This is a genomic window from Lunatimonas sp., from assembly GCF_020832325.1.
Lineage (GTDB): Bacteria > Bacteroidota > Bacteroidia > Cytophagales > Cyclobacteriaceae > Lunatimonas.
The window spans coordinates 43,479-67,742 of record NZ_JAFIEU010000043.1; the positions used below are offsets into that span (position 1 = coordinate 43,479).

General features: G+C 46.6%; 15 protein-coding genes. 13 read left to right on the top strand and 2 right to left on the bottom strand.

The genetic code is table 11. The features are described 5' to 3' along the window. Entirely contained in the window at nucleotides 1-1,407 is a 1,407-nt protein-coding gene (locus tag JJU34_RS15670; RefSeq protein ID WP_366512718.1) for a glycosyltransferase family 4 protein, read from the bottom strand. After that, nucleotides 1,373-2,830 carry an NADP-dependent isocitrate dehydrogenase gene (locus tag JJU34_RS15675; protein ID WP_228693348.1) on the bottom strand — a complete coding sequence of 486 codons (1,458 nt, stop codon included), beginning with the start codon at nucleotides 2,828-2,830 and terminating at the stop codon, nucleotides 1,373-1,375. The genes JJU34_RS15670 and JJU34_RS15675 overlap by 35 nt, the downstream gene beginning before the upstream one ends. A gap of 341 nt (nucleotides 2,831-3,171) precedes the next feature. Between JJU34_RS15675 and JJU34_RS15680 the strand changes: the two genes are divergently transcribed. The 13 genes from JJU34_RS15680 (at nucleotide 3,172) to sprA (ending at nucleotide 24,263) form a co-directional block, all read left to right on the top strand. Then, nucleotides 3,172-3,957, top strand: coding sequence for an enoyl-CoA hydratase-related protein (locus JJU34_RS15680; RefSeq protein WP_228693349.1), 786 nt, complete (start codon nucleotides 3,172-3,174; stop codon nucleotides 3,955-3,957). A gap of 21 nt (nucleotides 3,958-3,978) precedes the next feature. Then, nucleotides 3,979-5,496, top strand: a complete 1,518-nt coding sequence (locus JJU34_RS15685; protein WP_228693350.1) for a polysaccharide biosynthesis C-terminal domain-containing protein — start codon at nucleotides 3,979-3,981, stop codon at nucleotides 5,494-5,496. A 5-nt stretch (nucleotides 5,497-5,501) separates the two neighbouring features. Next, nucleotides 5,502-5,933 carry a dUTP diphosphatase gene (gene dut / locus JJU34_RS15690; protein ID WP_228693351.1) on the top strand — a complete coding sequence of 144 codons (432 nt, stop codon included), beginning with the start codon at nucleotides 5,502-5,504 and terminating at the stop codon, nucleotides 5,931-5,933. 165 nt (nucleotides 5,934-6,098) lie between these two features. Continuing rightward, nucleotides 6,099-7,841, top strand: coding sequence for a tetratricopeptide repeat protein (locus JJU34_RS15695; RefSeq protein ID WP_228693352.1), 1,743 nt, complete (start codon nucleotides 6,099-6,101; stop codon nucleotides 7,839-7,841). Then, complete coding sequence (locus JJU34_RS15700) at nucleotides 7,834-8,577, top strand: DUF4292 domain-containing protein (RefSeq protein WP_228693353.1); 744 nt, start codon at nucleotides 7,834-7,836, stop codon at nucleotides 8,575-8,577. Before JJU34_RS15695 ends, JJU34_RS15700 begins: the two co-directional genes overlap by 8 nt. Further along, complete coding sequence (locus JJU34_RS15705; RefSeq protein ID WP_228693354.1) at nucleotides 8,546-9,832, top strand: peptidoglycan DD-metalloendopeptidase family protein; 1,287 nt, start codon at nucleotides 8,546-8,548, stop codon at nucleotides 9,830-9,832. Before JJU34_RS15700 ends, JJU34_RS15705 begins: the two co-directional genes overlap by 32 nt. A gap of 111 nt (nucleotides 9,833-9,943) precedes the next feature. Beyond that, entirely contained in the window at nucleotides 9,944-10,147 is a 204-nt protein-coding gene (gene tatA, locus JJU34_RS15710) for a twin-arginine translocase TatA/TatE family subunit (RefSeq protein ID WP_010853085.1), read from the top strand. 11 nt (nucleotides 10,148-10,158) lie between these two features. Further along, complete coding sequence (gene gatA, locus JJU34_RS15715) at nucleotides 10,159-11,586, top strand: Asp-tRNA(Asn)/Glu-tRNA(Gln) amidotransferase subunit GatA (RefSeq protein ID WP_228693355.1); 1,428 nt, start codon at nucleotides 10,159-10,161, stop codon at nucleotides 11,584-11,586. 14 nt (nucleotides 11,587-11,600) lie between these two features. After that, a complete protein-coding gene (locus JJU34_RS15720) occupies nucleotides 11,601-13,010 on the top strand; it encodes a lytic transglycosylase domain-containing protein (protein ID WP_228693356.1) in 1,410 nt (469 codons plus the stop codon). 80 nt (nucleotides 13,011-13,090) lie between these two features. Beyond that, nucleotides 13,091-14,200, top strand: a complete 1,110-nt coding sequence (locus JJU34_RS15725; RefSeq protein WP_228693357.1) for a DUF4837 family protein — start codon at nucleotides 13,091-13,093, stop codon at nucleotides 14,198-14,200. An 18-nt stretch (nucleotides 14,201-14,218) separates the two neighbouring features. After that, nucleotides 14,219-16,483 (top strand): NADP-dependent malic enzyme, encoded by a 2,265-nt coding sequence (locus JJU34_RS15730; protein ID WP_228693358.1) that lies wholly within the window; start codon nucleotides 14,219-14,221, stop codon nucleotides 16,481-16,483. Between the two features lies 1 nt (nucleotide 16,484). Continuing rightward, the gene (gene ruvA / locus JJU34_RS15735; RefSeq protein ID WP_228693359.1) at nucleotides 16,485-17,084 is read left to right on the top strand and encodes a Holliday junction branch migration protein RuvA; all 600 of its coding nucleotides are present in this window, start codon (nucleotides 16,485-16,487) and stop codon (nucleotides 17,082-17,084) included. A 174-nt stretch (nucleotides 17,085-17,258) separates the two neighbouring features. Beyond that, on the top strand, nucleotides 17,259-24,263 hold the full coding sequence (gene sprA / locus JJU34_RS15740) for a cell surface protein SprA (protein ID WP_366512722.1): 7,005 nt from the start codon (nucleotides 17,259-17,261) through the stop codon (nucleotides 24,261-24,263). The last annotated feature ends 1 nt before the right edge of the window (nucleotide 24,264 follow it).

The window sequence follows — 24,264 nt, forward strand, 5'->3', positions numbered from 1 at the left end:
TCACAGATCATCTAAAATTTCGGCTAAGCTTTGGGTGATTTGCCGTCGTTCAAATTGCCCCAAACCGGTCTGGGGAGGTGGGATATTCCGTAGCGACTGGGCCAACGTAAGATAACTCACTATTTCTTGTTCTGCCAGATGGCTGATTACCTTTCCGGCCTCTGCCTCATGGATAAGCTTAGCCGAATCTCCTAACGGATCGCCCAAGGCCAGAATTCTACGGTTCGTCGCTAGGTATTCAAACAGCTTTCCGGGAATGTTTCCCCGTGCATTTTTGGTATCCGTCAAAATAAGTAAAAGCAAATGCGCTTTTTCATAATACCCAAAAACCACCTCATGGTTCACATAGCCGGTAAACAGGACGTTTTGAACCAACCAACCGTCTTCGGCCACGAAGGCCTTAACCGTCTCGCTTACCCTTCCCACAAAAGTCATTCGAACCGGCATCCCGCTCGCCTCAAAAACATGTTTTAAAGCCTTCAAAAAGGGAATCGGATTTCGGATAGAATCGATCACCCCGGTATATACAATCTCAAATACTTGGCTAGGCAACGGTGCCCGCGCAAAACCCATTGGCAAATCACTCCCATCAAACCCATTGGTGAGCAGGTAAACCTCGCGCTGCGCCAACTCCTGCATTTCTTTTTGAAAGGTAGGACTGATGGTAACCAACGCATTGGCTTCCCGAAAAACCGAATGTTCCAATTGATTATGGCGATCGCGTACCAATGAAATCATCGGTAGCGTATCTAAAAACTCCCAAGAGGACCAAGGATCTCGAAAATCGGCTACCCAAGGTATACCTGTCGCTCGCTTTAGGCCGCGGCCAATCAGGTGCATGCTGTGTGGAGGTCCCGTCGTAATTACAGCCTTGAAGTCATTGGCCGCCAAAATATCTGTCAGATACTTTACCGAAGGTCGCACCCAAAACACCCTAGGATCCGGAACCAAGGTATTGGCACGCAGCCAAATGGCCAGGCGGTCAAGGAACGATTTCCTTTTTTGCTCCAAAATAATTGAGGTGTCCTTTATTTCCTGACGCTTGACCTTCCGGAACAATTGATAAGGCTCCCAAATAGGGAATTTTAACACTTCTAGTTGCGCGGGAATTTCCGCAAGTAAGGTTTCGTCTTTTAAGTCAAAATCGGGATTTTCGGGCGTAAACACCACCGGTTCCCAGCCGAAATCGGGTAGGTATTTGGCAAATTTAAGCCACCGTTGAACACCCGACCCTGCACTTGGAGGCCAATAGTACGTAATAATAAGAACTCGGTTCGGCGCCCCCATGGCGTTGAAATTAGTAACAAACTCAAATTTACAAAAAAACCCACTCCCTGCACAACAGGCAAAGGAGTGGGTTGCTTTCAAATCGTTATTCTCCCTGTGCCAGCGAAAACCCTCGCTCACCGTTGAATGTGTACAGGTGTTCCATTTTGATAAAATCAAAGCCGAGCTCTTTGACCTGCCTGAGAACCTCTATGGTTTGCAGGTGGGTGATGGTTGATTCGTCGGCATTGAAAAAACGTACTCTCCAGTGGTCTGAGCAAAACGTTTCCTTCATGCCATCCGGATATACCTTCACTCCTCGATTGGTAATCAATCGTAGCTTGAGCCCATCGGCGTTGACCTGCCTTAGCCGGTCTCCGATGATATTGGGATCCCGCTGATCTTCTTTCCAGTCAATAAACACATCAACGCCAATGAGTTCTTTCTTGGCGGATTCTCTTTTGGTCAGTTTCATCACACCAGAGCTTTCCTCTCCCCCTTTGGCAAAGGACGCGGGACTCATAGTTTGTGGTTTTTGTCCCAAACGCTCTATTACCGCCTGAGCAAATTCCTGGGTCCCTACCTTTTTCTTTGAATTACCTTCGTGGTATATATCTCCAGTATGGATGCCATCCTCCAAAGTTTTCATCCATGCATTACTGATTTTTTCGGCAACTTCGGGTTGTCCTATGTGGACCAGCATCATGATGGCTCCATTCAGCAAACCAGAGGGGTTCGCAATATCCATCCCTGCAATATCTGGTGCCGACCCATGAATTGCCTCAAACATGGCTACCTGTTCACCCACGTTAGAAGATCCACCCAGCCCAACAGAACCGGTCACTTGTGCCGCTACGTCAGATATGATATCCCCGTAGAGGTTGAGCGTCACGATCACATCAAACATCTCAGGCCTGTCTGCAATCAATGCCGTCCCAATATCAATGATCTTGTGGTCCGCCTCAATTTCGGGATATTCCTTCGCAACCTCGTTAAACACCTTATGAAAGAGTCCATCTGCTAGCTTCATGATGTTGTCCTTCGTCATGCAGGTCACTTTCTTTCGATTGTATTTACGGGCATACTCGAATGCATAACGGACGATCTTTTCACTACCTGGCCTAGTTATCAATTTTAGACACTGATAGACCTCATCTGTCTGTCGGTGTTCGATACCTGCATATAGATCCTCTTCGTTTTCTCTAATGATAACCAAATCCGTCTTTGGGAAATGGGTCCGTATATACGGGGAATATGCCTTGCAAGGCCTTACGTTGGCATATAGCCCAAGCGTCTTGCGGGTGGTGACATTTAAGCTCTTAAACCCTCCACCCTGAGGAGTGGTGATCGGTGATTTCAAAAAAACCTTTGTCTCCCTTAGGGAATCCCAGGCGCGGGGCTCTATTCCCGCACTGATTCCCCTGAGGTAAACTTGCTCTCCAATCTCAATGACATCCGTCTCGATGGCTGCACCTGCAGCTTCTAAAATCGAAAGTGTGGCTTTCATAATTTCCGGGCCGATGCCATCGCCATATGCTACCGTAATTTTTCTTTTTGAGGACATAAATGTTCGTTGTAAGTAGTTGAGAAATTAACGTAGGCAAAAATAACAAGAAATACCGGAGTTCGCCTCAAAAAATTCATATTTCAGCAACCCTTCATCCTAATAAACTAGATATTTTGTCCCTGTCCCAAGCGTACAATAAAATATTATTTGGAAAATAGAAATAAAATAAAATTTAAAACCTGCTTTGTAGTAGTAGACACCCGACTAACAGCATAACTGATATCGTCGTCTGTTTTTACCTAGGGCGGTAGAATCTTTGCCCCCTATGATTTCTGGTCGTTTCTTTTGCGTTTGAAATACGTACTTGTATATTTGAAGATTATCATGGATCGTTTCATATGGCAGAACAGAAAAATATTCTTTCGGAAATCAAAGATGGAATACTTTATTTAACCATAAACCGGGAGTCCAAACTAAATGCTTTGAGTTATAAGATATTGGAGGAGCTCAACAATATCTTTAACGAGGTAAACGACAACAAATCCATCCGGGGAGTAATCATCACCGGAGCTGGGGACAAGGCATTTGTTGCTGGCGCAGATATCAATGAAATTTCTGAACTGAATGAGGTAAATGCCCGAAAATTTGCGGAATTCGGACAGGAGGTTTTTCAAAACATAGAATCCTGCCACAAACCGGTTATTGCTGTAATCAACGGTTACGCCTTAGGTGGTGGCTGCGAGTTGGCCATTGCCTGCCATATGCGCGTTGCGACTGAAAATGCCAAAATGGGGCAGCCCGAAGTGAACCTTGGTATAATCCCTGGATACGGGGGAACCCAACGGCTTACCCACCTGATCGGTAGAACCAAGGCCACAGAGATGCTGATGACAGCGGATATGATCGATGCCCCGGAAGCCATGCGCCTAGGGATGCTCAATTACATGGAACCTACCAAGGAACTAGCACTAGCCCGAGCGGAAGCCATCCTTTCCAAGATCATGAAAAAGGCGCCGCTTTCCATCGGGATGATCATCGACTGTGTCAACGCCGTCTACGACAGCGCTGGAAACGGCTATCAGATAGAAGCCAATAGCTTTGCGAGATGTGTGAAATCGGAAGATTACAGAGAGGGAACAAAGGCTTTTCTGGAAAAACGGGAACCTAATTTCAAAGGGGAATAATTCCCCTTTTTTTATTGTAAAATGGGCCAGCTTAAAAAACTAGCCAGCCAATCGGCCATCTACGGAATCAGCAGCATTCTAGGTAAAACCATCAACTTTTTGTTGATCCCGCTCTACACGGGCTACTTGGCGAAGGAAGATCTAGGTTCCTTCACCATGATCTACGCCCTTATTGCCTTTCTAAATGTCATCTTCACATTTGGGATGGAAACCACCTATTTTCGATTTGCTACCGGAAAAGGGCTCCCGGCCGACCGTGTATACTACAACACGCAGAGCCTGGTAGGATTGATTGCGTTGACGCTGGGATCTAGTATATACCTCCTGTCCGGTACCCTTGCAGACCTGTTGAACTACCCTGGAAAGGAACACCTGTTCAAGTGGGTTGCGTTGATTCTGACGATCGATGCCTTCCTAGCCATTCCTTATGCCAAACTGCGTATGGAGGGAAAAGCATTGGCATTTGCGATGATCAAGCTGCTGAACATTGTCCTGAATGTCGGTTTAAACCTGCTTTTTATTGTAGTCGCCTACCATATTTACATGGAGGACTGGCTGCCAAGCCTGTCACCTTGGATCAGCACAGTGTACCAGCCGGAATGGGGAGTGGATTACATCCTCTTAGCCAACGTAATAGCCAACGCCCTGATATTACCGGTGATTTGGTATCATAGCAGACCCATCAAAGTCCGCCTCGAACGGTCCATTCTCAAACCCATGTGGTCCTATACCTACCCTTTGATGTTTATGGGGTTGGCTGGCGTCATCAACGAAGTGTTTTCGAGGGGTCTATTTGAATATGCCATTCCCGAAGGTTTTTACGACGGACTTAGCAAGCGGGAGGCCGGAGGTGTATTTGGCGCGAATTTTAAGCTAGCGATTTTTATGAACCTCATTATACAGGCTTTCAAATATGCCGCCGAACCCTTTTTCTTTCAACAGACTGCGAATAAGGACAGTCCCCTGGTATTTGCAAAAGTTATGCATTGGTTCATTATATTTTGCACCTTTTTGATGGTCGTCGTATCCGTTAACCTGGACCTCATCGCCCGCTTGTTCTTTCAGTCTCCTGGCTATGAGACAGGTTTGGTTATGGTACCTATGCTGCTTCTCGGCTATCTTTTTCTCGGGATTTACTACAATCTAAGCATTTGGTTCAAACTAACAGATCGTACTTCCTACAGCTTCTACATTACGGCCATCGGTGCCGTGATCACGATCGCAATCATTCTCACCCTGGTACCGGTATGGGGATTCATGGGAGGAGCGTTGAGTACCCTTGGGAGCTATTTTGTCATGAGTGTGATTTGCTACGTGATAGGCCAAAAGTACTATCGAATTCCTTATAACCTGAAGAAAGGTATTTGGCTTTTGGTAATTTCCTTTGGCATAAGCTATCTTGGATTTTGGATAGACACTGGAAATAGCTGGATAAATTTCGTTATTCATAACAGTTTCGTGGTCCTTTACGGAATGATCCTTTTTCTTATGGAAAAAAAGGAATTAACTTCGCTGCTTTCTAGAAAAAATCAACGCTAACGGATATGGATGTAAAGATCGTCAACACCTCCAAACATGCCCTCCCCTCCTATCAAACGGACGAGTCTGCGGGAATGGATCTGCGTGCCAATACGGAAGGAGAAATCACCCTCTTACCTATGGAGCGGAAGCTTATCGGCACCGGGCTATATCTGGAGCTTCCTCCTGGGTTTGAAGCTCAAATACGACCTAGAAGCGGATTGGCATTTAAGTTTGGGATCACGGTCTTGAATAGTCCTGGCACCGTGGATTCCGATTACAGAGGTGAAATCAAGGTGTTGCTGGTTAACTTATCCGACAAGCCATTTGTCATCAACGACGGAGAAAGAATTGCCCAAATGGTAGTGGCGAAACACGAAAAAATAAACTGGGTGCCAAACGCTTCGCTCACCGAAACCGTTCGCGGAGAAGGCGGATATGGCAGTACTGGCAGGTAGCAGTAGCAGCATGGTACCCGACAAACCAATGAACCAAAATACCGGTTAAATTGTAACCATGTATAAAAAACTGCCCACCTGGCCATTCTTACAATCCTTACTTCACCCATCAACCTTGATGAAACATTCGACGTATAGTGGCATGAGAGCCATTTTCCCCACCCTATGAGCATTCGCACTACCCTATATACCGCTTGGTACATTACCTTTCTAGTCATTCTACTTGCCTCGGCTACGGAAACCGTTGCGCAGCAACTTTCCAAAAAAGAGCGCAAAGCGCAAGAACGGGAAATTCTAGCCTCCAGACTCTTTGTGGAAGGACAAAAGTACATGATGTTGGAGGATTTTGACAGGGCGTATTTTTATTTTGACAAATCCCGGACATATAATCCCAGCGAGGCTGCCGTATATTTTAAGATGTCAGAAATTCTGACCAGAGCCAATCAGCTCGAAAAAGCCTTAGATCTCGCCAATAAGGCGGTGGAGATGGACGGTTCAAACAAGTACTATAAGCTGATGATCGCAGAGATCTACAGTAAACAGAAAAAACCTCAGGAAGCCGCCGAAGTATTGCGGTCCCTGATGGACTCCGACGGTGACAATCAACATTATATATTGGAGTTGGCCTCCTTGTACCTAGCGTCCCAAGAATTCGACAAAGCCTTGGAAGCGCTGGAGCAGGCAGAAGAGTATTACGGTGTAGTAGAGCAACTAACGGCCCAAAAACAACGAATATACCTCAGGAAGAATGATCTCGCTAGTGCAGTGGAGGAAGGACAGAAGCTGATCGATGCCCATCCCGGCAACGCTACCTATGTATTGGCCTTGGTAGAAATCCTATTCAACAACAACCGGGTTGAGCAGGCGATGGACGCCGTAAGACAATCCCTCACAAACTACCCGGATCAACCCGAACTCTTTATGGCGATGTATACGCTGCATAAAGAAAAAAAACAGCTACCACTGGCCAATGATTACCTAAGAAAAGCCTTTGCACATCCGGACTTGGAAGTGGAAATGAAAGTCAGGGTCTTTGTGGAAATCCTTCAGGAACTAAAAACGGAGGCACGGGATAACCTGTTGGCTGAATTAGCCAATTCACTGAGCGAGCTTCACCCTAAGCACCCTGCGGTCACCGGTGCATTGGGCGATTTCGAACAAGCTAAGGGTAATAAGAAAGAAGCGTTAGCGTTGTATAAAGCGTCAATCGCTGAGTCACCTGATAACGAAAGTGTATTGCAAGCCGCGATCAATTTAATGTTTGAGCAGCAGGTTGATTTTGCGGACATAGAGGTAATCACTGCATTGGCTGTAGAGGAATTTCCAAAACGACCCGACTTTTGGTTTTTTGATGGTACTGCCAAATTAGCTTTAAAAAAGTACGCCGAATCGAGGGAATCTCTGGAAAAAGCGCTGGAAATTAACCAACAAAACAATCGACAACTGGAAATGATGGCCTTGGGACAGTTGGGAGACGTATACCACTCGTTGGACAAAAAGGAAGAGGCATTTCAAGCCTATGAAAAAGTTTTGGAAATAAATCCCAACAATGAGCATATATTGAACAATTATGCCTATTTTCTGTCTTTGGAAAGAAAGGACTTAGACAAAGCAAAAAGAATGTCTGAAAAACTCGTTGCCCGTTTCCCCAAAAACGCCACCTACCTAGACACCCATGCTTGGGTGTTGTTTCAGCTTGGTCAGTACGAGGATGCAAAAAAATACATGGAAAAGGCGCTGGAATATCAACAGGAGCCTAGTGGGGTGATGTACGAGCATTTTGGAGATATTTTGTATAAGTTAGGGGAAGAAAACGAGGCCTTGGCCTATTGGCAGAAAGCCGAAGGGCTGGACGAGACCTCCAAATTTTTATCGGAGAAAATCAAGCATAAACGATACTATGAATAAGCTGCTCTTATTTCTTGTCATTACCGCCTCTATTTTGTTGGTTGGATGTGCTAAAAAGCCCCTTCTTTACACCTCTGACACCGTCATGGAGGATTTCGAACCCAATTATCTGGATTTTGAGTTCCTTTCAGCAAGGGGAAAAGTGATGATTGAAGATCAATCTGGCAGAATCACCAAAGGCACCCTGAATATCCGTGCACAGAAAGATTCCGTGGTTTGGTTTAGTCTATCTCCTGGCTTGGGTATAGAAGCTGCAAGAGGCATCATGACCACCGATTTTATCAAAATCAGAGACCGGATTAACGGCAACACCATCGACATGGACTATGCGACATTCGAAACCCGTTACGGAGTGGCCCTTACTCTTTCGCTGATACAAAACCTCCTCTTTGCCAATATTCCGCATGAATATACGTTTAGAGACAGAATGGTACGTGTAGGGCAGGTATTTGAACTCACCCAAGAAAGGGACAACTTGATATATCGGTCGACCATCAGCGCAAGGCATGGAAAAGTAACCGACCTTCAAAGTGGTACCAAGCGCAAGGATGGCGGAAGCTTATCTGCAAACTACCTGGATTTCAAAGATGTGGAATCACAGCCATTTCCCTACAAAGCAATCGTAAATATGGTCTTGAGTTTGCCAGATAAGCCTAGGTCCAAAATGTCCATGAACGCTGAAATTGTAAAAGTTGACCTAACGAATGCGCCTTTATCCTTCCCTTATAATTATTGACAAGCATCCGTTTTTCTGGCGCCTCGCCATTTTTGGAATACTGTTTTTCGGGCTCACAGTCATGCATGCGCCTGCGCAATCCCAATTGAAACGGTCAAGGGCCCAATTGGAAAAAGAAAAAGCCGATATTCAAAAAAGACTTAGGGAATTTGACACCATCCTAAAGCAAACCACAGCCCAAAAAAGCAATACACTGGGAGAGCTCAAAGCCGTCAACCAAAAGTTGGATGCCCGAATCAAATACATCGGCACGTTGAACCGCGAGGTACTGCTGATCAACCGGGAAATAAGCAGTACCGAAAAATCAATCAACGCACTGGAAAAAGACCTGGAAAATCTAAAGCAGGAGTACGCTGCCATGATTTACACCTCCTACAAGTTAAATCAGGGGGTAAACGTATTAGTCTTTGTATTCAGTTCTTCCACGTTCAAGCAGTTTTACCTACGAATGAGGTACCTAAAGCAGTACGCAGACGAGCGAAAAAAGCAGGTAGCTCAGATGGAAAAAGTCACGGAGGAACTATCCGCCGAACGGTCTTTGCTGGAGGGAAAGCGATTGGAAAAGGAACGAATACTAGCTCAAGAGCGCACCGAAAAAGAACAACTGGACCGCCTCAAATCAGAACAGCAAGGTCTGGTCAGCAACCTGACCAAAAAAGAGCAGGAGCTTAGAAATGAGATCGCTGCGGCTAAAAAACAACAGGAAAATCTCAACCGGCTGATAAAAAGCGTCATCGAAGAAGAGATTCGCCTCGCGGAGGCAGAATCGAAAAAATCGGGCAGCCGGACAACCACCACTTCTGCGAGCAAGGTTCCGCTCACCCCCGAAGGTGCTGCCATTTCCACGTCCTTTGCCGGCAACCGGGGAAAAATCCCTTGGCCTGTCGAAAGTGGCTTTATTTCAAAGCGTTACGGCACCTACCCCCATCCCACTCTCAAGGGAATAACGGAAACGAATGACGGGGTAGATATCCAAACCAATCGGGACGAACCCGTCAGGTCTGTCTTTGACGGGGTGGTCACGAAAATCACCACAGTTCCCGGAATGGGTGGAACGGTAATCATCCGCCATGGTGATTTTTATACCATGTATAGCCGCTTAAAAACCGTTTCTGTAAAATCAGGTCAGCAAGTAAAAACAAAGAGTATAATTGGGACCGTAAACACGGATAAAAATGGCGTATCGGAGCTTCACTTTCAAACGTGGAAAGGATTGGAGGTAATGGACCCCAGCATTTGGCTCTCTAAGAAATAATACGTATATTCAGTTCATATTCAAAAAAAACAAGAAGAAGGAGGCAATCCTTTGTGTTAGAAAAACTCAGTGATATATTTGTAATTAATTAAAAACCAAAATAAGGAACACATGAATACATTGGCATTTATTCAAAATATAGGGGGAGGTTCATTGGTTATTATCGTTTTAGTCATCATACTCCTCTTTGGCGCCAAGAGAATCCCCGAGCTGGCAAGAGGATTGGGACGTGGAATCAGAGAATTCAAAGATGCCACTAAAGAAATACAGGAGGATCTGGAAGAAGGTCTCAAAGACAAGAAAACCAAGGATTAAAACAAAGTACATTGGAAAAATTCCGATCATTTGACGAAATAACAAGATCGCTGGAAAAACAGGAAACCGATTGTAAAGCGATCGTAAATTATTACCTCGAAAACATTCAGACGAAGGCGCACTTAAACGCCTTCGTTGAAGTTTATAAGGAATCCGCTTTAGCTCAAGCGGATCTGGTTGATCAAAAAATAGCAGCAGGCAAAGCGGGCAAACTCGCAGGCATGGTGATAGGAATTAAGGATGTGCTGTGCTACAAGGGCCACGAATCCAATGCTTCTAGCAAAATCCTCGAAGGCTATCAAAGCCAATACACGGCATCTGCTGTACAGCGTCTGATCGATGAAGACGCCATCATTATCGGTCGTCTCAATTGCGACGAGTTTGGGATGGGTTCGTCCAATGAAAACTCCGTACACGGAAAAACCTTGAATGCCATTGACGAGTCGAGGGTGCCAGGCGGATCCTCCGGTGGCTCTGCAGTGGCCGTTCAAGCTAACCTTTGTACGGTTTCTTTGGGAACCGATACGGGTGGATCGGTAAGACAGCCCGCGGCATTCACCGGGGTAGTAGGTATTAAACCCACTTATTCAAGGGTTTCGCGGTTTGGTCTTATCGCCTATGCATCTTCCTTTGACACCATCGGCGTATTTTCCACAAATGTGAAAGACAATGCGCTGGTGATGGAAGTAATGGCTGGTCCCGACGAGTACGACAGCACCGCCTCTAGAAAACCGGTACCTCATTACAGTGAGCTGCTGCATTTCGACAAGCGGGCAAGGGTGGCATTTCTGAAGGAAACCATCTTTACCGATGCGCTACAGGAGGAAATCCAACAGGCTACACTTGCAACAATCGATAGCCTCAGACAGGAAGGACACCAAGTAGACGAGGTAAATTTCCCCTTACTGGAATATGTACTTCCTACCTATTACATACTCACTACGGCCGAAGCCAGCTCCAACCTTTCGCGCTTCGATGGTGTAAAGTATGGCTATAGATCTCCCAATGCCCATAACCTCGAAAGCATGTACAAGAAGACACGTTCGGAAGGATTTGGCAACGAGGTGAAACGGAGGATAATGCTTGGTACCTTTGTACTGAGCGCGAGCTATTACGACGCATATTTTACCAAGGCACAGCGAGTGAGGCGATTGATTAAGGAATTTACCGAGAACTTGCTCGATAAATACGACTACATCATTATGCCTACTACGCCCAGCACGGCGTTTAAATTTGGGGAACATTCCAACGACCCTGTAGCCATGTACCTAGAAGATCTGTTTACCGTTCAGGCCTCGGTATCTGGAGTCCCTGCAATTTCCATTCCCAATGGAAAAGATAAGCTAGGCCTTCCCATCGGATTGCAGATTATGGCAAATTCGTTTAAAGAGGCGGATTTGTATGCCTTCGCAAATTACTTATTGAAGATGAACCCTTAAACCGAAAGTGAACGATGAATACCAAGTCCTTCTTATTGCGTCTTTTTGTCAGCATGACACTTGGTGTAGTCACCATCCATTATACGAAAGCACAAGGAGGCACCTCCCTTTTCGGTGAAAGTAGCGGCTCATCATCCATGATAGAGCCTCAGTACAACTTTGATTACATTCCAGATTTCACCTATAGGGACGTAGAAAAAAGGGTTTCTGCCATGGAAACGGATATGCCATTCCGGTTAAACGAAACCATTTTTTCCTTCATCAACTATTTCACCGTTCGAAACAGGGAGTACACCAAAATGGTGCTCGCCCGAAAGGATCATTACTTTCCCCTATTTGAAGAAGCCCTACAGCAAAATGACATGCCGGAGGACATCAAATTCTTGGCGGTAATTGAATCGGGACTAAACCCAAAAGCCCGGTCAAGAGTCGGTGCCATGGGCCTTTGGCAGTTTATGCCGGGAACCGGTCGGGAATACCAGCTCTATGTTAACCAATACATTGACGACCGGCAGGATCCTGAAAAATCTACAGAAGCTGCGCTAAAATTCCTCAAAAACCTCTACAAACGCTATGGAGATTGGGAACTGGCAATGGCTGCGTATAACTGCGGTCCGGGAAACGTAAACAAGGCCATCAAGCGGTCTGGAGGGAAACGTACCTTTTGGGAAATCTACAATTACCTCCCAAGGGAAACGAGAAGTTATATCCCGCAATTTCAAGCGATCATGTATGTGATGCGCCACAGCGAATACCATAACTTATACTTGGAGAATCCCACCTTTCCGTTGGACTTTGAGCAAATCGCTTGGGAAGGGCACTTAGATCTCATGGAGTTTTCAAAGCACACTGCCATTTGTGTAGAAGATCTAGAGTTCTTGAACCCCTCCCTTGTCGCTACCAGAATTCCGAACCTCAACAAGGAAATCCCCCTTAAAGTACCGAAATCACACGTGGATTACCTAGTAGAAAATCAGGCTTGGATCAGAGATTCCCTAAATGTACAAGGTACTCGGTTTGTAGCTGAAAAGCCCACAACAGCGGTACCTCTGCCAACCTCGGGCCACACAGTGACCTACCGTGTTCAGTCAGGTGATGTGTTGGGTGCAATTGCCCAACGGTACAATGTATCTGTAGCCAATCTAAAAAGCTGGAATGGAATCAATGGTAACCTAATTCGCGTTGGACAGGTGCTTCATATTCATCAGCCCACCAGCACGCTCAACCAACCTACCATTGCCAGCAGTACGAAGCCGCTTCAGGTAAACAGTGAAAACGGATCCAAAGTGTATACCGTGCAACCTGGAGATTCACTCTGGCTAATCTCTTCCCGACTGGAAGGAGTCACCATTGAACAGCTCAAAAAGCTGAATAACCTGAACTCAAACCAGATAAAGCCCGGGCAGAAGCTCATTATCGGGTAAGTTTGGAACTAATTTTTTAATTTAATTTTTTTATGCTTTCTAATTTTCCTAACTTGTAAGCAAGGAACAAAACCATCGTTATGAACTACTCAAAAATCTTTGCTCTGGCTTCTTTGCTTTGCCTTTCTCTGTTTGGATTCACTGCCTGCGAGGATACCGGGGGCAATGGGGGTTCCGGAAAATCAACCCTCCCCAAAGCAAGGGGTGCCTACGGTGAAATTATCTTGGTAATCGATTCGACCAAATACGCTGGACCTGTAGGAGAAATCCTGATGGATATCTTTGAAGAGGACATCAGAGGCATTATCCGGGAGGAGTCACTTTTTAACATCAAAAAAGTAGACCCACGGAGTTTGACCCGGATTTTGAAAATGGCAACCAACATGATCTATGTCACCACCTTTGACGACCCCAAGCCAGGTAGCCGGGTGATCAATAGCCAATTTACGGAAGGGTCCAAGGAATTGGCCTTGGAGGACCCGTCTATGTTTATGCTTCGCTCCAAAGACGAATTCGCCATTGGTCAGGAAGTGGTTTACTTATTTGGGAATAACGAGGAAGAGCTGATTAGAAACCTTCGGGACAATAAATCCAAACTTCAAAACCTCTTTTTAACCCGTGAACGGGAACGCTTAGGGAAAGCCCTTTTTAGTCGCAAAAGTAGCCTTGCCACCGTATTGGCACAAGATAAATTCGGCGTGCAATTAAACCTCCCGGCGTCTTATCAACTCGTAAAAGACGAAGATCAATTTCTTTGGTTTCGTCAACCCACTCCCCGCTCGGACAAACCCGACATCAGCCTCCTTTTTTATATGACAGATTACACAGACGAAAGCGAGGTCTTTCCGGAAAATATCATAGCCCTGAGGGACAGCATTTTAAAGCCCAGAGTTTTCGCAGATCCTGCTAAACCAGAATCCTTCCTAAAAACAGAAACCATCGAGCCGCCTGTCTTTTCAACTACCACCATTGACGGAGAATATGCGATTGAGATGCGGGGGGCTTGGAAAAGCAATAACCTATCAATGGGCGGGTCTTTCTTGTCCTATACCGTGGTGGATGCCAAAAGAGGCAAAATTTTCTATATAGAAGGTTTTGTGTATTACCCCAGCGAGGCACATCGTTCTCCACTCCGGGAAATTGAAACCATTTTACTGGCCACCCAAATGAAGCCAACAGCGTCTAACTAACAGTCAACAACCCTATTGATGGTGATCAAAATAAGAAAAGAAGATTCGCTAAATTACCATAGTAGCGGCAAGCCGGGAAAAATCGAAGTAATTCCCACCAAGCCGCTTTCCAGCCAACTCGACTTGGCACTTGCCTATTCCCCGGGAGTAGCTCAGCCTTGCAAGGAAATCGAACTCGACAAAGAAAATGCGTATAAATATACCGCCAAAGGCAATCTGGTGGCGGTAATTTCCAATGGTACAGCCGTATTAGGGCTCGGAGATATTGGGCCGGACGCCTCTAAACCAGTCATGGAGGGCAAAGGGGTTTTATTTAAGAAATTTGCTGGTATCGACGTATTCGACCTGGAAATAGACGAAAAAGACCCTGAAAAGTTGATTCAGATTATCCGGTCGCTGGAACCAACCTTTGGTGGCATCAACTTGGAAGACATCAAGGCTCCCGAGTGCTTTATCATCGAAAAGCGCCTGAAAGAAGCCATGAACATCCCCGTGATGCACGATGATCAACACGGCACAGCAATCATCTCTGGAGCAGCCTTGCTCAACGCTCTAGGCCTAATAGGAAAAGACATTGCAGATATCCGCCTGGTGGTAAGTGGCGCCGGTGCGGCGGCTATGTCCTGTACCCAGTTTTACCACGGACTGGGAGTCAAACGAGAAAACATCATCATGTGCGACATCGATGGGGTGATCCGAAAGGACCGCAAGGGTTTAAGCGCTCTGCACCGGGAATTTGCTACGGACAAAGATTTCTACCGCATACAAGATGCGCTGGAGGGAGCAGATGTTTTTTTGGGCCTTTCCGCCGGCAACATCATCACACCCGATGATCTCAGGCTTATGGCCCCTAACCCCATCGTATTTGCGTTAGCGAACCCAGATCCAGAAATTGACTACGACCTGGCCATGAGTTCAAGGAGCGATATGATCATGGCCACAGGCCGGTCAGACTTTCCGAATCAGGTTAACAACGTGATTGGATTTCCCTACATATTTCGAGGAGCCCTGGACGTAAGGGCCACCACGATTAACGAGGCAATGAAACTCGCAGCCGCCAAAGCCATTGCCGCCTTGGCGAAGGAACCCGTGCCGGACATTGTAAACAAGGCCTATGGGGAATCAAAATTAGCCTTTGGAAAAACCTACCTCATCCCCAAACCCTTGGATCCCCGACTTATCACGACGATTGCCCCGGCCGTGGCCAAAGCCGCCTTGGCATCGGGTGTGGCACGTGTCAATATCGAGGACTGGGAAGCCTATGAGCTCGACCTACAGGAGCGAATCGGAATCGATCAACGCCTCATGTCCAGAGTAATCTCGCGGGCGAAAAAAGATCCTAAACGGGTGGTTTTTGCAGAAGCAGACAACCGCAAGATCCTCAAAGCCGCCCAACTGGTCAAAGACGAAAAAATTGCAGTACCTATTCTACTGGGCAATAAGGCAAAAATCCAAGCCCTTATAGCGGAAAATTCGCTGGACCTCCCCGAAGTTACCATAATCGATCCATTTGAAGAAAATGAGTTGATAGAAACTTACAGCAAGGTCTTATACGATAAGCGGAAACGGAAGGGATTGACCCCCTACGAAGCCCAAAAGCTCATGCGAGACCGAAACTACTTCGGCGCCATGATGGTGGAGCTGGGCGATGCCGATGCCTTGATCTCTGGGTTAACCAAAGACTACCCAAGGACGATCCTCCCTTCTCTGCAAATCATCGGGGTGAAAAAGGGAGTGGATAGAGTAGCAGGCATGTATATCATGAACTCCGGCAAGGGGCCCTTCTTTTTTGCCGATACCACTGTAAACGTTAATCCCACTGCCGAGCAAATGGTGGAAATAATTGGTCTGACTGCCAACGGCGTACGGTTCTTTGACATAGACCCCAAAATCGCCGTGCTTTCATACTCAAATTTTGGTTCTGCTAAAGGGGAAATACCTTCCAAAACAGCGCTTGCCACTCAGTTGGCAAAAGCCCGATATCCCGATCTAGTGATCGAAGGTGAAATGCAGGCAAACGTTGCCCTTGACGAAGACATCCAAAAAGAAAACTATCCATTCAGCTCACTGATCAACCACAAGACGAATACACTGATATTCCCCGACCTTACCTCTGGTAATATCGCTTACAAGCTCTTGGCAGAAATCGGAAATGCCGAAGCCATTGGCCCTATCTTGCTGGGCATGAACAAGTCTGTACACGTACTGCAATTGGGTAGTTCGATCAGAGAAATCGTGAACATGGTGGCGATTGCCGTGGTAGACGCTCAAACCATCTCTTGACATGATCGCATACTTAAAAGGGAAATTGGCCTATAAAGACCCCACCTATGTCATCATAGACATAGGTGGCATTGGCTACCAAGTTAAAGTGTCCCTGAGCACCTATTCTTCGATCAAAGACGAAGAACAGGTGCTGCTGCACACGTTCCTTCATGTAAAGGAAGATGCACATACGCTGTACGGATTCCGCCAAGAGTCGGAGAAAAAGCTGTTTATGGAGCTAATTTCCATTTCAGGCGTGGGGCCAAACACAGCCATCATGATACTGTCCTCGCTGGATGTTCAGGAACTTGAGCAAGCCATATTACAGGGAGATCACACGACCATTCAACGCGTAAAAGGCATAGGAGCAAAAACTGCACAGCGCATCGTACTGGAACTAAAGGACAAACTAAAAAAAGATGGTATCGCCGAGTCGGCACTGCCCGGACAGGGCTTCATGGTACAAAACAATAAACTAAAATCAGAGGCGTTACAAGCCTTGATGAAACTCGGTTTTCCACGGGCAATGGCAGAAAAAAATATAGCTTCTGTCCTGAAAAAAAATGGTCTTGAAATTTCATTAGAAGATTTAATTAAAGCATCTTTAAAGTCGTCCTAACAGCTCCCTGTGTTGACCGTTACACGCGCAAATATTTTTTCGGAAATTGGATCTACCCCCCCTACATACAGAGCCTTTTTTCTGTGGGTGGTGATATTTTTGCCCATACTTAGCTTCCAGGCAGCGGCCTTTCAAACACCGGCCACTGTCCCGACAGATAGCCTCCCGAGCAAAATCGATTCGCTGGAAAAAAGGCGGTCACTTCCATCCTTTCTACTTTGGGATAACCTAAACACTTCACCACTATTTCCTGATCAGACCCCGTTCCGCTACGGGCAATCACCTTTTTCCCTACCGTCACCCATGCAGCGCATATATGAGGTAGAGATCGACTCGGTGCTCAGGTACAACATTTATGAAGGTTTAGATTCTGCGCAGGTGGACCCGAATTACTCGGTAGATTTCGGGTCCTTTTCCAGAATGGAGGAGTTGAGACTTCGGCAGGAATATTGGAGAAACCGCTCGAGGGGGATGGATGGTGAAAGTGCTGTAGGTGGAAGGGGCTTGATTCCCCCTATGACGATGAGTCCGACATTTGACCGAATCTTTGGTGGAAACGAAATTACCATCGTACCTACCGGCAATGTGAATCTGGACTTTGGGGGAATTTTCCGTAGGATAGACAACCCATCCATTCCCGTACGCCAGCAACGAAACGGTGGCTTCAATTTCAACCAGCAAATTCAGATGAGTGTAAATGGCATGTTGGGACAGAAGGTCCGGGTTGGAGCGAATTTTGACAGCAACAATTCGTTTGATTTCGAAAATCAACTCAAGGTAGAATACGCCGGTTTTGAGGAAGACATCATTAAAAGCATCGAAATCGGCAACGTAAGCATGCCCGTACAAAACAGTCTCATTCAGGGTGCCACCAATCTCTTTGGAGTGAAAACACAAATGCAGTTCGGAAAACTGTTTATGACCACGGTGGCCTCCACCCAACGTGGCAGGCGGGACGAAATCATCATCGAGGGCGGTAATCAAGGTCGTCCCTTTGAGATTCGAGCTTCCAACTACGACGAAAACCGGCACTTCTTTTTAAGCCATTTCTTCCGGGACAATTACGAGAACTGGCTCCGAGGACTTCCCCAGGTACTCTCTGGCGTGCAGATCACCCGAGTGGAAGTGTACATCATGAACCGGGCAAACAACACCCAAACCCTTCGGAATTTTGCGGCTTTTATGGACTTAGGGGAAGGACAACGGATACACCGACCGGACAACCCCAACATAGGTTCTGGCACGCCACAAGCCCCAGCTGCTAACAACTCGAACAACCTATTTGCTTCGCTACGAAACAATCCGTCCTTCCGTTCATTCGAAAATGCTTCCAATGCCATCGCCAACGAGCTAGGCCTGGAAAGAGGGGTTGATTTCGAACAGGTAAACGGTGCCCGCAAGCTGGAATCCAACGAATATACGTTTCACCGGGAGTTAGGCTATTTTTCATTGTTTCGAAAGTTGCAAAACGATGAAATCGTGGCGGTATCTTACGAGTATACGTATAATGGACAATCTTACAAGGTGGGCGAGCTTTCCGAAGATTACCAAAACCGCCCAGAAAACGAAGTTATCTTTCTCAAACTATTGAGGCCTGCCCGGATAAATACGCAGGTACCCACTTGGGACCTGATGATGAAAAACATTTACAACCTTAACGCCAATCAGATCAAACGGGAGGGGTTTCAATTGCAGATCATTTACCGAGATGACCGCACGGGCTTAGACAACCCAAGTCTTTTGGAGGGACAAAATGTTCGGGATATCCCACTTATTCGACTCATGGGACTGGACCGGTTAAATCCTCAAAATGACCCAGTTCCCGATGGTAATTTCGATTTTGTTCCCGGCCTTACCATAAGGCCCGAACAGGGCTTGGTGATTTTTCCCTCACTGGAACCCTTTGGTCGCTCCATTGCACAAAATTTCCTTCCCTCTGAGGCAAATCTCGTCCAAAAGTACGTGTACGACACCCTCTACCGAACTACGTTGGCTGACGCCGAGCTGGTAACCCGCCTAAATAAATATTTCCTTAAGGGCAGTTTTACTTCGGGATCCGCCTCGGAAATCATGCTGCCTGGCTTAAACATTTCAGAAGGATCTGTGCTGGTCACCGCAGGAAACATCCCCCTTACCGAAGGCGTGGATTACACCGTAGACTACAACATCGGACGGGTAGTGATCATCAATGAAGGAATCCTGCAATCTGGTAAACGGATCAGCATCAGCTTTGAAAAGGCAGACCTGGTTTCCTTTCAGACCCGAAGTATGTTGGGTACCCGATTCGATTACTTGTTTAACGACAACTTCAACCTAGGTGGTACCTTTCTATACCTCAATGAACGGCCGAATATCTCCCGGATAGCCACCGGAAACGAAACGCTGAGGAATAGTCTATGGGGGTTGGACATGAATTACAGCGATGAATCCCTGTTCCTGACCAAATTAGCCGATGCGCTCCCATTTACGGAAACGAAAGAAAAATCACTTGTAACCTTTAACGGGGAATTTGCCCACTTGATTCCGGGTACCTCCAATAAAGTGGATGGGGAAGGCGCTTCGTATATTGATGATTTTGAAACAGCAATTATCCCGTTCAACTTGGGTTCCTCTCCTCAAAGCTGGAAACTGGCAGCCACCCCCGCCACTGCCGATAACCGCTTTGATCTATCCATGCAAACGGAAGACCGACTGGGCAATGCCTACCGAAGGGCCAAGTTGTCATGGTACGTATTGGACAACGTGTTTTTTAGGGCCTCCGGCAGAAGCACTCCCCCAAATATCAATTCCGAAGACCGCCGAAATCATTATGTAAGAGGCGTGTTCCCCCAGGAGGTTTTCAGGGGTAGGTATCGGGATATGCTGGTGACCCCCGAACCATTGTTTGACTTGGCCTACTTCCCTCACGAGAGGGGCATGTACAACTATAATCCAAACCTGACAAATGGGGGCCTGCTGCCCAATCCCCGTCAAAACTACGGCGGAGTCACCCGGGCAATCACTTCTGAGGTGGATTTTGACCGCACCAATATCGAATACATTGAGTTTTGGTTGATGGACCCGTTCCTACAAGGAGAATACGGAAGGGTCCTGGATGGAATTTTCAACGAAAACAATACCACGGGCGGAAAGCTATTTTTTAACCTGGGTGAAATCTCCGAGGATGTGATGAAAGACGGAAGGCATGCATTTGAAAATGGGCTTCCCGTAGACGGTTCCCTAGACAGAGTAGCCGAAAACGAATGGGGCCGGGTGACCAATCAGCAGTTTTTAACCCCTGCATTTGATAATTCTTCGGAGGCCCGGCAAAACCAGGATGTGGGTCTGGACGGTCTAAGCAACGAAGCGGAACGCAGCTACTTTGCTGACCGCTTTCTCAACCGATTAAACGTAAGTCCGCAAGCGTTTCAGCAAATCCAGGCTGATCCCTCCGCGGATGATTTCCGGTATTACCTAGATCCCGAATATGACCAAAACGACATCAAAATCCTTGAACGGTACAAAAAATTTAATGGGGTGGAAGGCAATACCCCGATCACTTCGAACACCAACCTACCCTTTACACCCTCCGGGTCCAACATCCCGGACAATGAAGACTTGAACAACGATAACACCATCAACGAGCTGGAAAGCTACTACGAATACGAAATAGACTTGCGGCCTGCAACCATGCGGGTTGGCCAAGGGAATATTGTGGATCAGATTACCCACATCGATGACACTTCCGGGGATGAAGTAAACTGGTACCTTTTCCGTATTCCAGTAAGGCAGCCGGATCGAAGCTTCGGCAATATCTCCGGCTTCAAATCCATCCGCTTTATGCGTACCTACTTGACTGACTTTCAGCAACCCGTCGTATTGCGTATGGCAAATTTTCGCCTAGTAGGCAGTCAATGGAGGATATTTCAAGAATCGCTGTTTGAAAGGGGTTTCTCGGAGATACCTGAGCCTGACAACTCCAATTTCACGGTCGGAGTAGTGAACATTGAAGAAAATGGACAGGGCAGTGAAAACCAAAGTCCCTACGTACTCCCTCCAGGAATATTCCGGGACAGGGACAATACCTCTACGGTAGAGCGGCAGCTTAACGAGCAATCCCTCAGACTCTGTGTGGACAATTTACAAAGCCGGGATTCCAGGGCGGTCTTTAAGAATGTCAACGAGGACCTGGTGCAATATGGTCGCTTGAAAATGTTTCTTCATGCAAGTAGCCAAGATGCGCAGAACGGGGAGTTATCCGCATTTTTGAGACTAGGAACCGACTATACAGATAACTACTACGAGATTGAAGTTCCGCTGATGCTCACGCCGCCTTCCACGCGGAATCCAAGAGATATTTGGCCACTGGAAAACGAAATAGACATTGCGCTCGATGAGATTGTAGGGGTAAAAGCGGAACGTGACAACAATCAACGCCCACAAAACCTCGCTTACACGGCTCAGATCCGTCAGTATCGGGTAACGGTCGTGGGTAGACCCGAGCTTAGCTTTATCCAGGGAATGATGATCGGTGTGCGAAACCCCGGCGCCTCGGGTGGCGCCAGCAAATCCGTTTGTATATGGGCCAATGAATTGCGGGTAACCGACTTCAACAAATCCTCCGGCTGGGCCGCAAATGCCCGACTAAACATGCAAATTGCCGATGTTGCGGTAATTTCCTCCTCCATTCGACACAATACATTCGGTTTCGGGGGATTGGAAACCAGGCTCTCCCAGCGGGCAAGGGAATCCACTACCCAATACGATGTTTCCGCCAACGTAAACGTGGACCGGCTACTGCCAAAAGCCCTGGGGGTGAGTATTCCCATGTACGTTAGTGTAGAAAACTCCAATACCAGACCGGAATTTGATCCACTTAATCCAGATGTTCCCTTTGAAGTAGCCCTGCAAAAATTTAATACCGGAGCGGAAAGGGACAATTACCGAAATCAGGTATTGGATCAATCCAAACGCCGAAATTTTAGCGTTACCAACGTCCGTAAAGTACGTAACCCGGAAAAGGAAACAAACCGAATTTATGACTTGGAAAACTTTGCCTTTTCCTACGCCTATGGACAAGTAAAGCAAAGCAATATTCAGCTTGCAGACTACACCTTTGAAAGTTACCGAGGAAGTGCCGCATACAATTTCCAGCCAAACCCCTTGGAACTGGAGCCCTTTACAAATTGGGAGTTTCTGGATGGAAAGTACCTCCAATTGATAAAAGACCTGAATTTTAACTTTGCTCCTTCCCTAGTATCCGCGCGACTGGACATGGACCGTAGGTTTATGAGAACGCAAAACCGAAACGATCGATTGACCACCGAAGGGGTGGAAACCCTCTTTCAAAAGAGCTTTTTCATTAATCGGTTTTACAGTATAAACTGGGATTTGACCAAAAACCTTTCGGTAGATTTCAACTCAGCTGTCAATGCCATAGTAGATGAACCAGAGGGCGATCTGGATACCGAGGCCAAATTGGATTCCTTGCGCGCCAACCTCCGTAGATTTGGTAGAACCACCAACTACACCCATCAGGGAGTGGTGAATTACTCCGTTCCACTCGATAAGGTTCCCTTAACCGACTGGATCAAAGCCGACGTTCGATACGAAGCTAGCTATGGATGGGTGACAGGCGCTCTTGGACAACGGGACACCCTGGGAAATATGATACAAAACACCCGTAACCGATCGGTTAACGGTAAACTGGATTTTATCTCCTTATATAACAAAAGCAAAAAATTAAACACTCTAAATGCGCCAAAACGCCCGACCATTCCGGGAAGACCTAGCCCAGCCAATACCCCAGAAACGGCCCCTCCAAGTACTGAGGGAATTGGGAATTCATTGCTCAAGTTCATGATGATGGTCAAAGAGGTGAATTTTTCGTATCAGATTACAGAAGGAACGTTCCTGCCTGGTTACATGGAAAATACCGGACTACTCGGCATGGACAGGAGCTTTATGAATCCCGGGTTACCTTTTGTGTTTGGCAGTCAAAACGACCAGATACGATTTGAGCTTGCAAACAGGGGCATGTTGGCTTCCAGCACGCAACTGACTCAGGGATTCCGCCAGAACCAAAGTGACAACCTCCAAATTAGCTCATTGGTAGAGCCTCTGCGAGATTTTCGCGTTACCCTGAACGTACAAAAACGCCAAACCGGTGATTACAGTGAAATCTTCCGTAGAGAGAACCCATTTTCAGAAGACTTTGTCTCGATAAACCCGAACCGGATGGGCGCCTATAGCATCAGTTATAATCTGATACGCACGGCGAGTTCCAGAAGTGATGCACAGAATAACTCCCCTCTATTCCAAAATTTCGAGGCCTACCGAAGTACCATACAACAGCGGCTGGAAAGTGAAAATCCAGGCGGGTCCTATAATATCAACGGCCAGGATGTCCTGATACCAGCCTTTCTAGCCGCCTATTCAGGCCGAGACGCCGAATCCATTTCACTGAACCCATTCCCGCGAATTCCCCTGCCAAATTGGCGATTGGACTATCGGGGATTATCGAAAATCCCCGCACTGAGCGAATATTTTTCGTCGATCAACCTGACCCACAATTATGCCTCCGCGTATGAAGTCAGCAATTTTTCGAACTCCCTCCTTTACCAGGAAGGCTTGGAACTCTACAACCAATTGCAGAACATACCCAATGCCTCGTTATTGGATGAATTTGGCGCATACATTCCGATATTTATCCTAAACCAAGTGGTAATTTGGGAGCGTTTTGCACCCCTGATCGGCGTGGACCTGCTCACGAAAGATCGGATGAACATCAGCTTTGAATACAATACCGAAAGGAACCTTGCCTTAAATTTCTCAAACGCACAGGTCACGGAACAAAAAAGCCAGGATTTTAGATTTGACCTTGGATACACAAAAGCCGGTGTCAAAGTGCCTTTTAAAATTCAGGGACGGCAGGAGGTACTGAACAACGACCTGACTTTCCGTGTGTCCTCCAGAGTGGTAGACACACGCACTATACAGCGTAAAATTGAGGAAATAAACACACTAACCAATGGCAACCTGAACATCCAGTTTCGCCCAAGCGTGGGCTATGTGGTCAATCAAAAACTGAACATTCAATTTTACTTTGACCGCACCATCAATGATCCGAAGGTTTCGACTGCATTCCGTCGAAGTTCCACCGCATTTGGCGGTCAACTTACATTTAATTTAAGCCAATAAT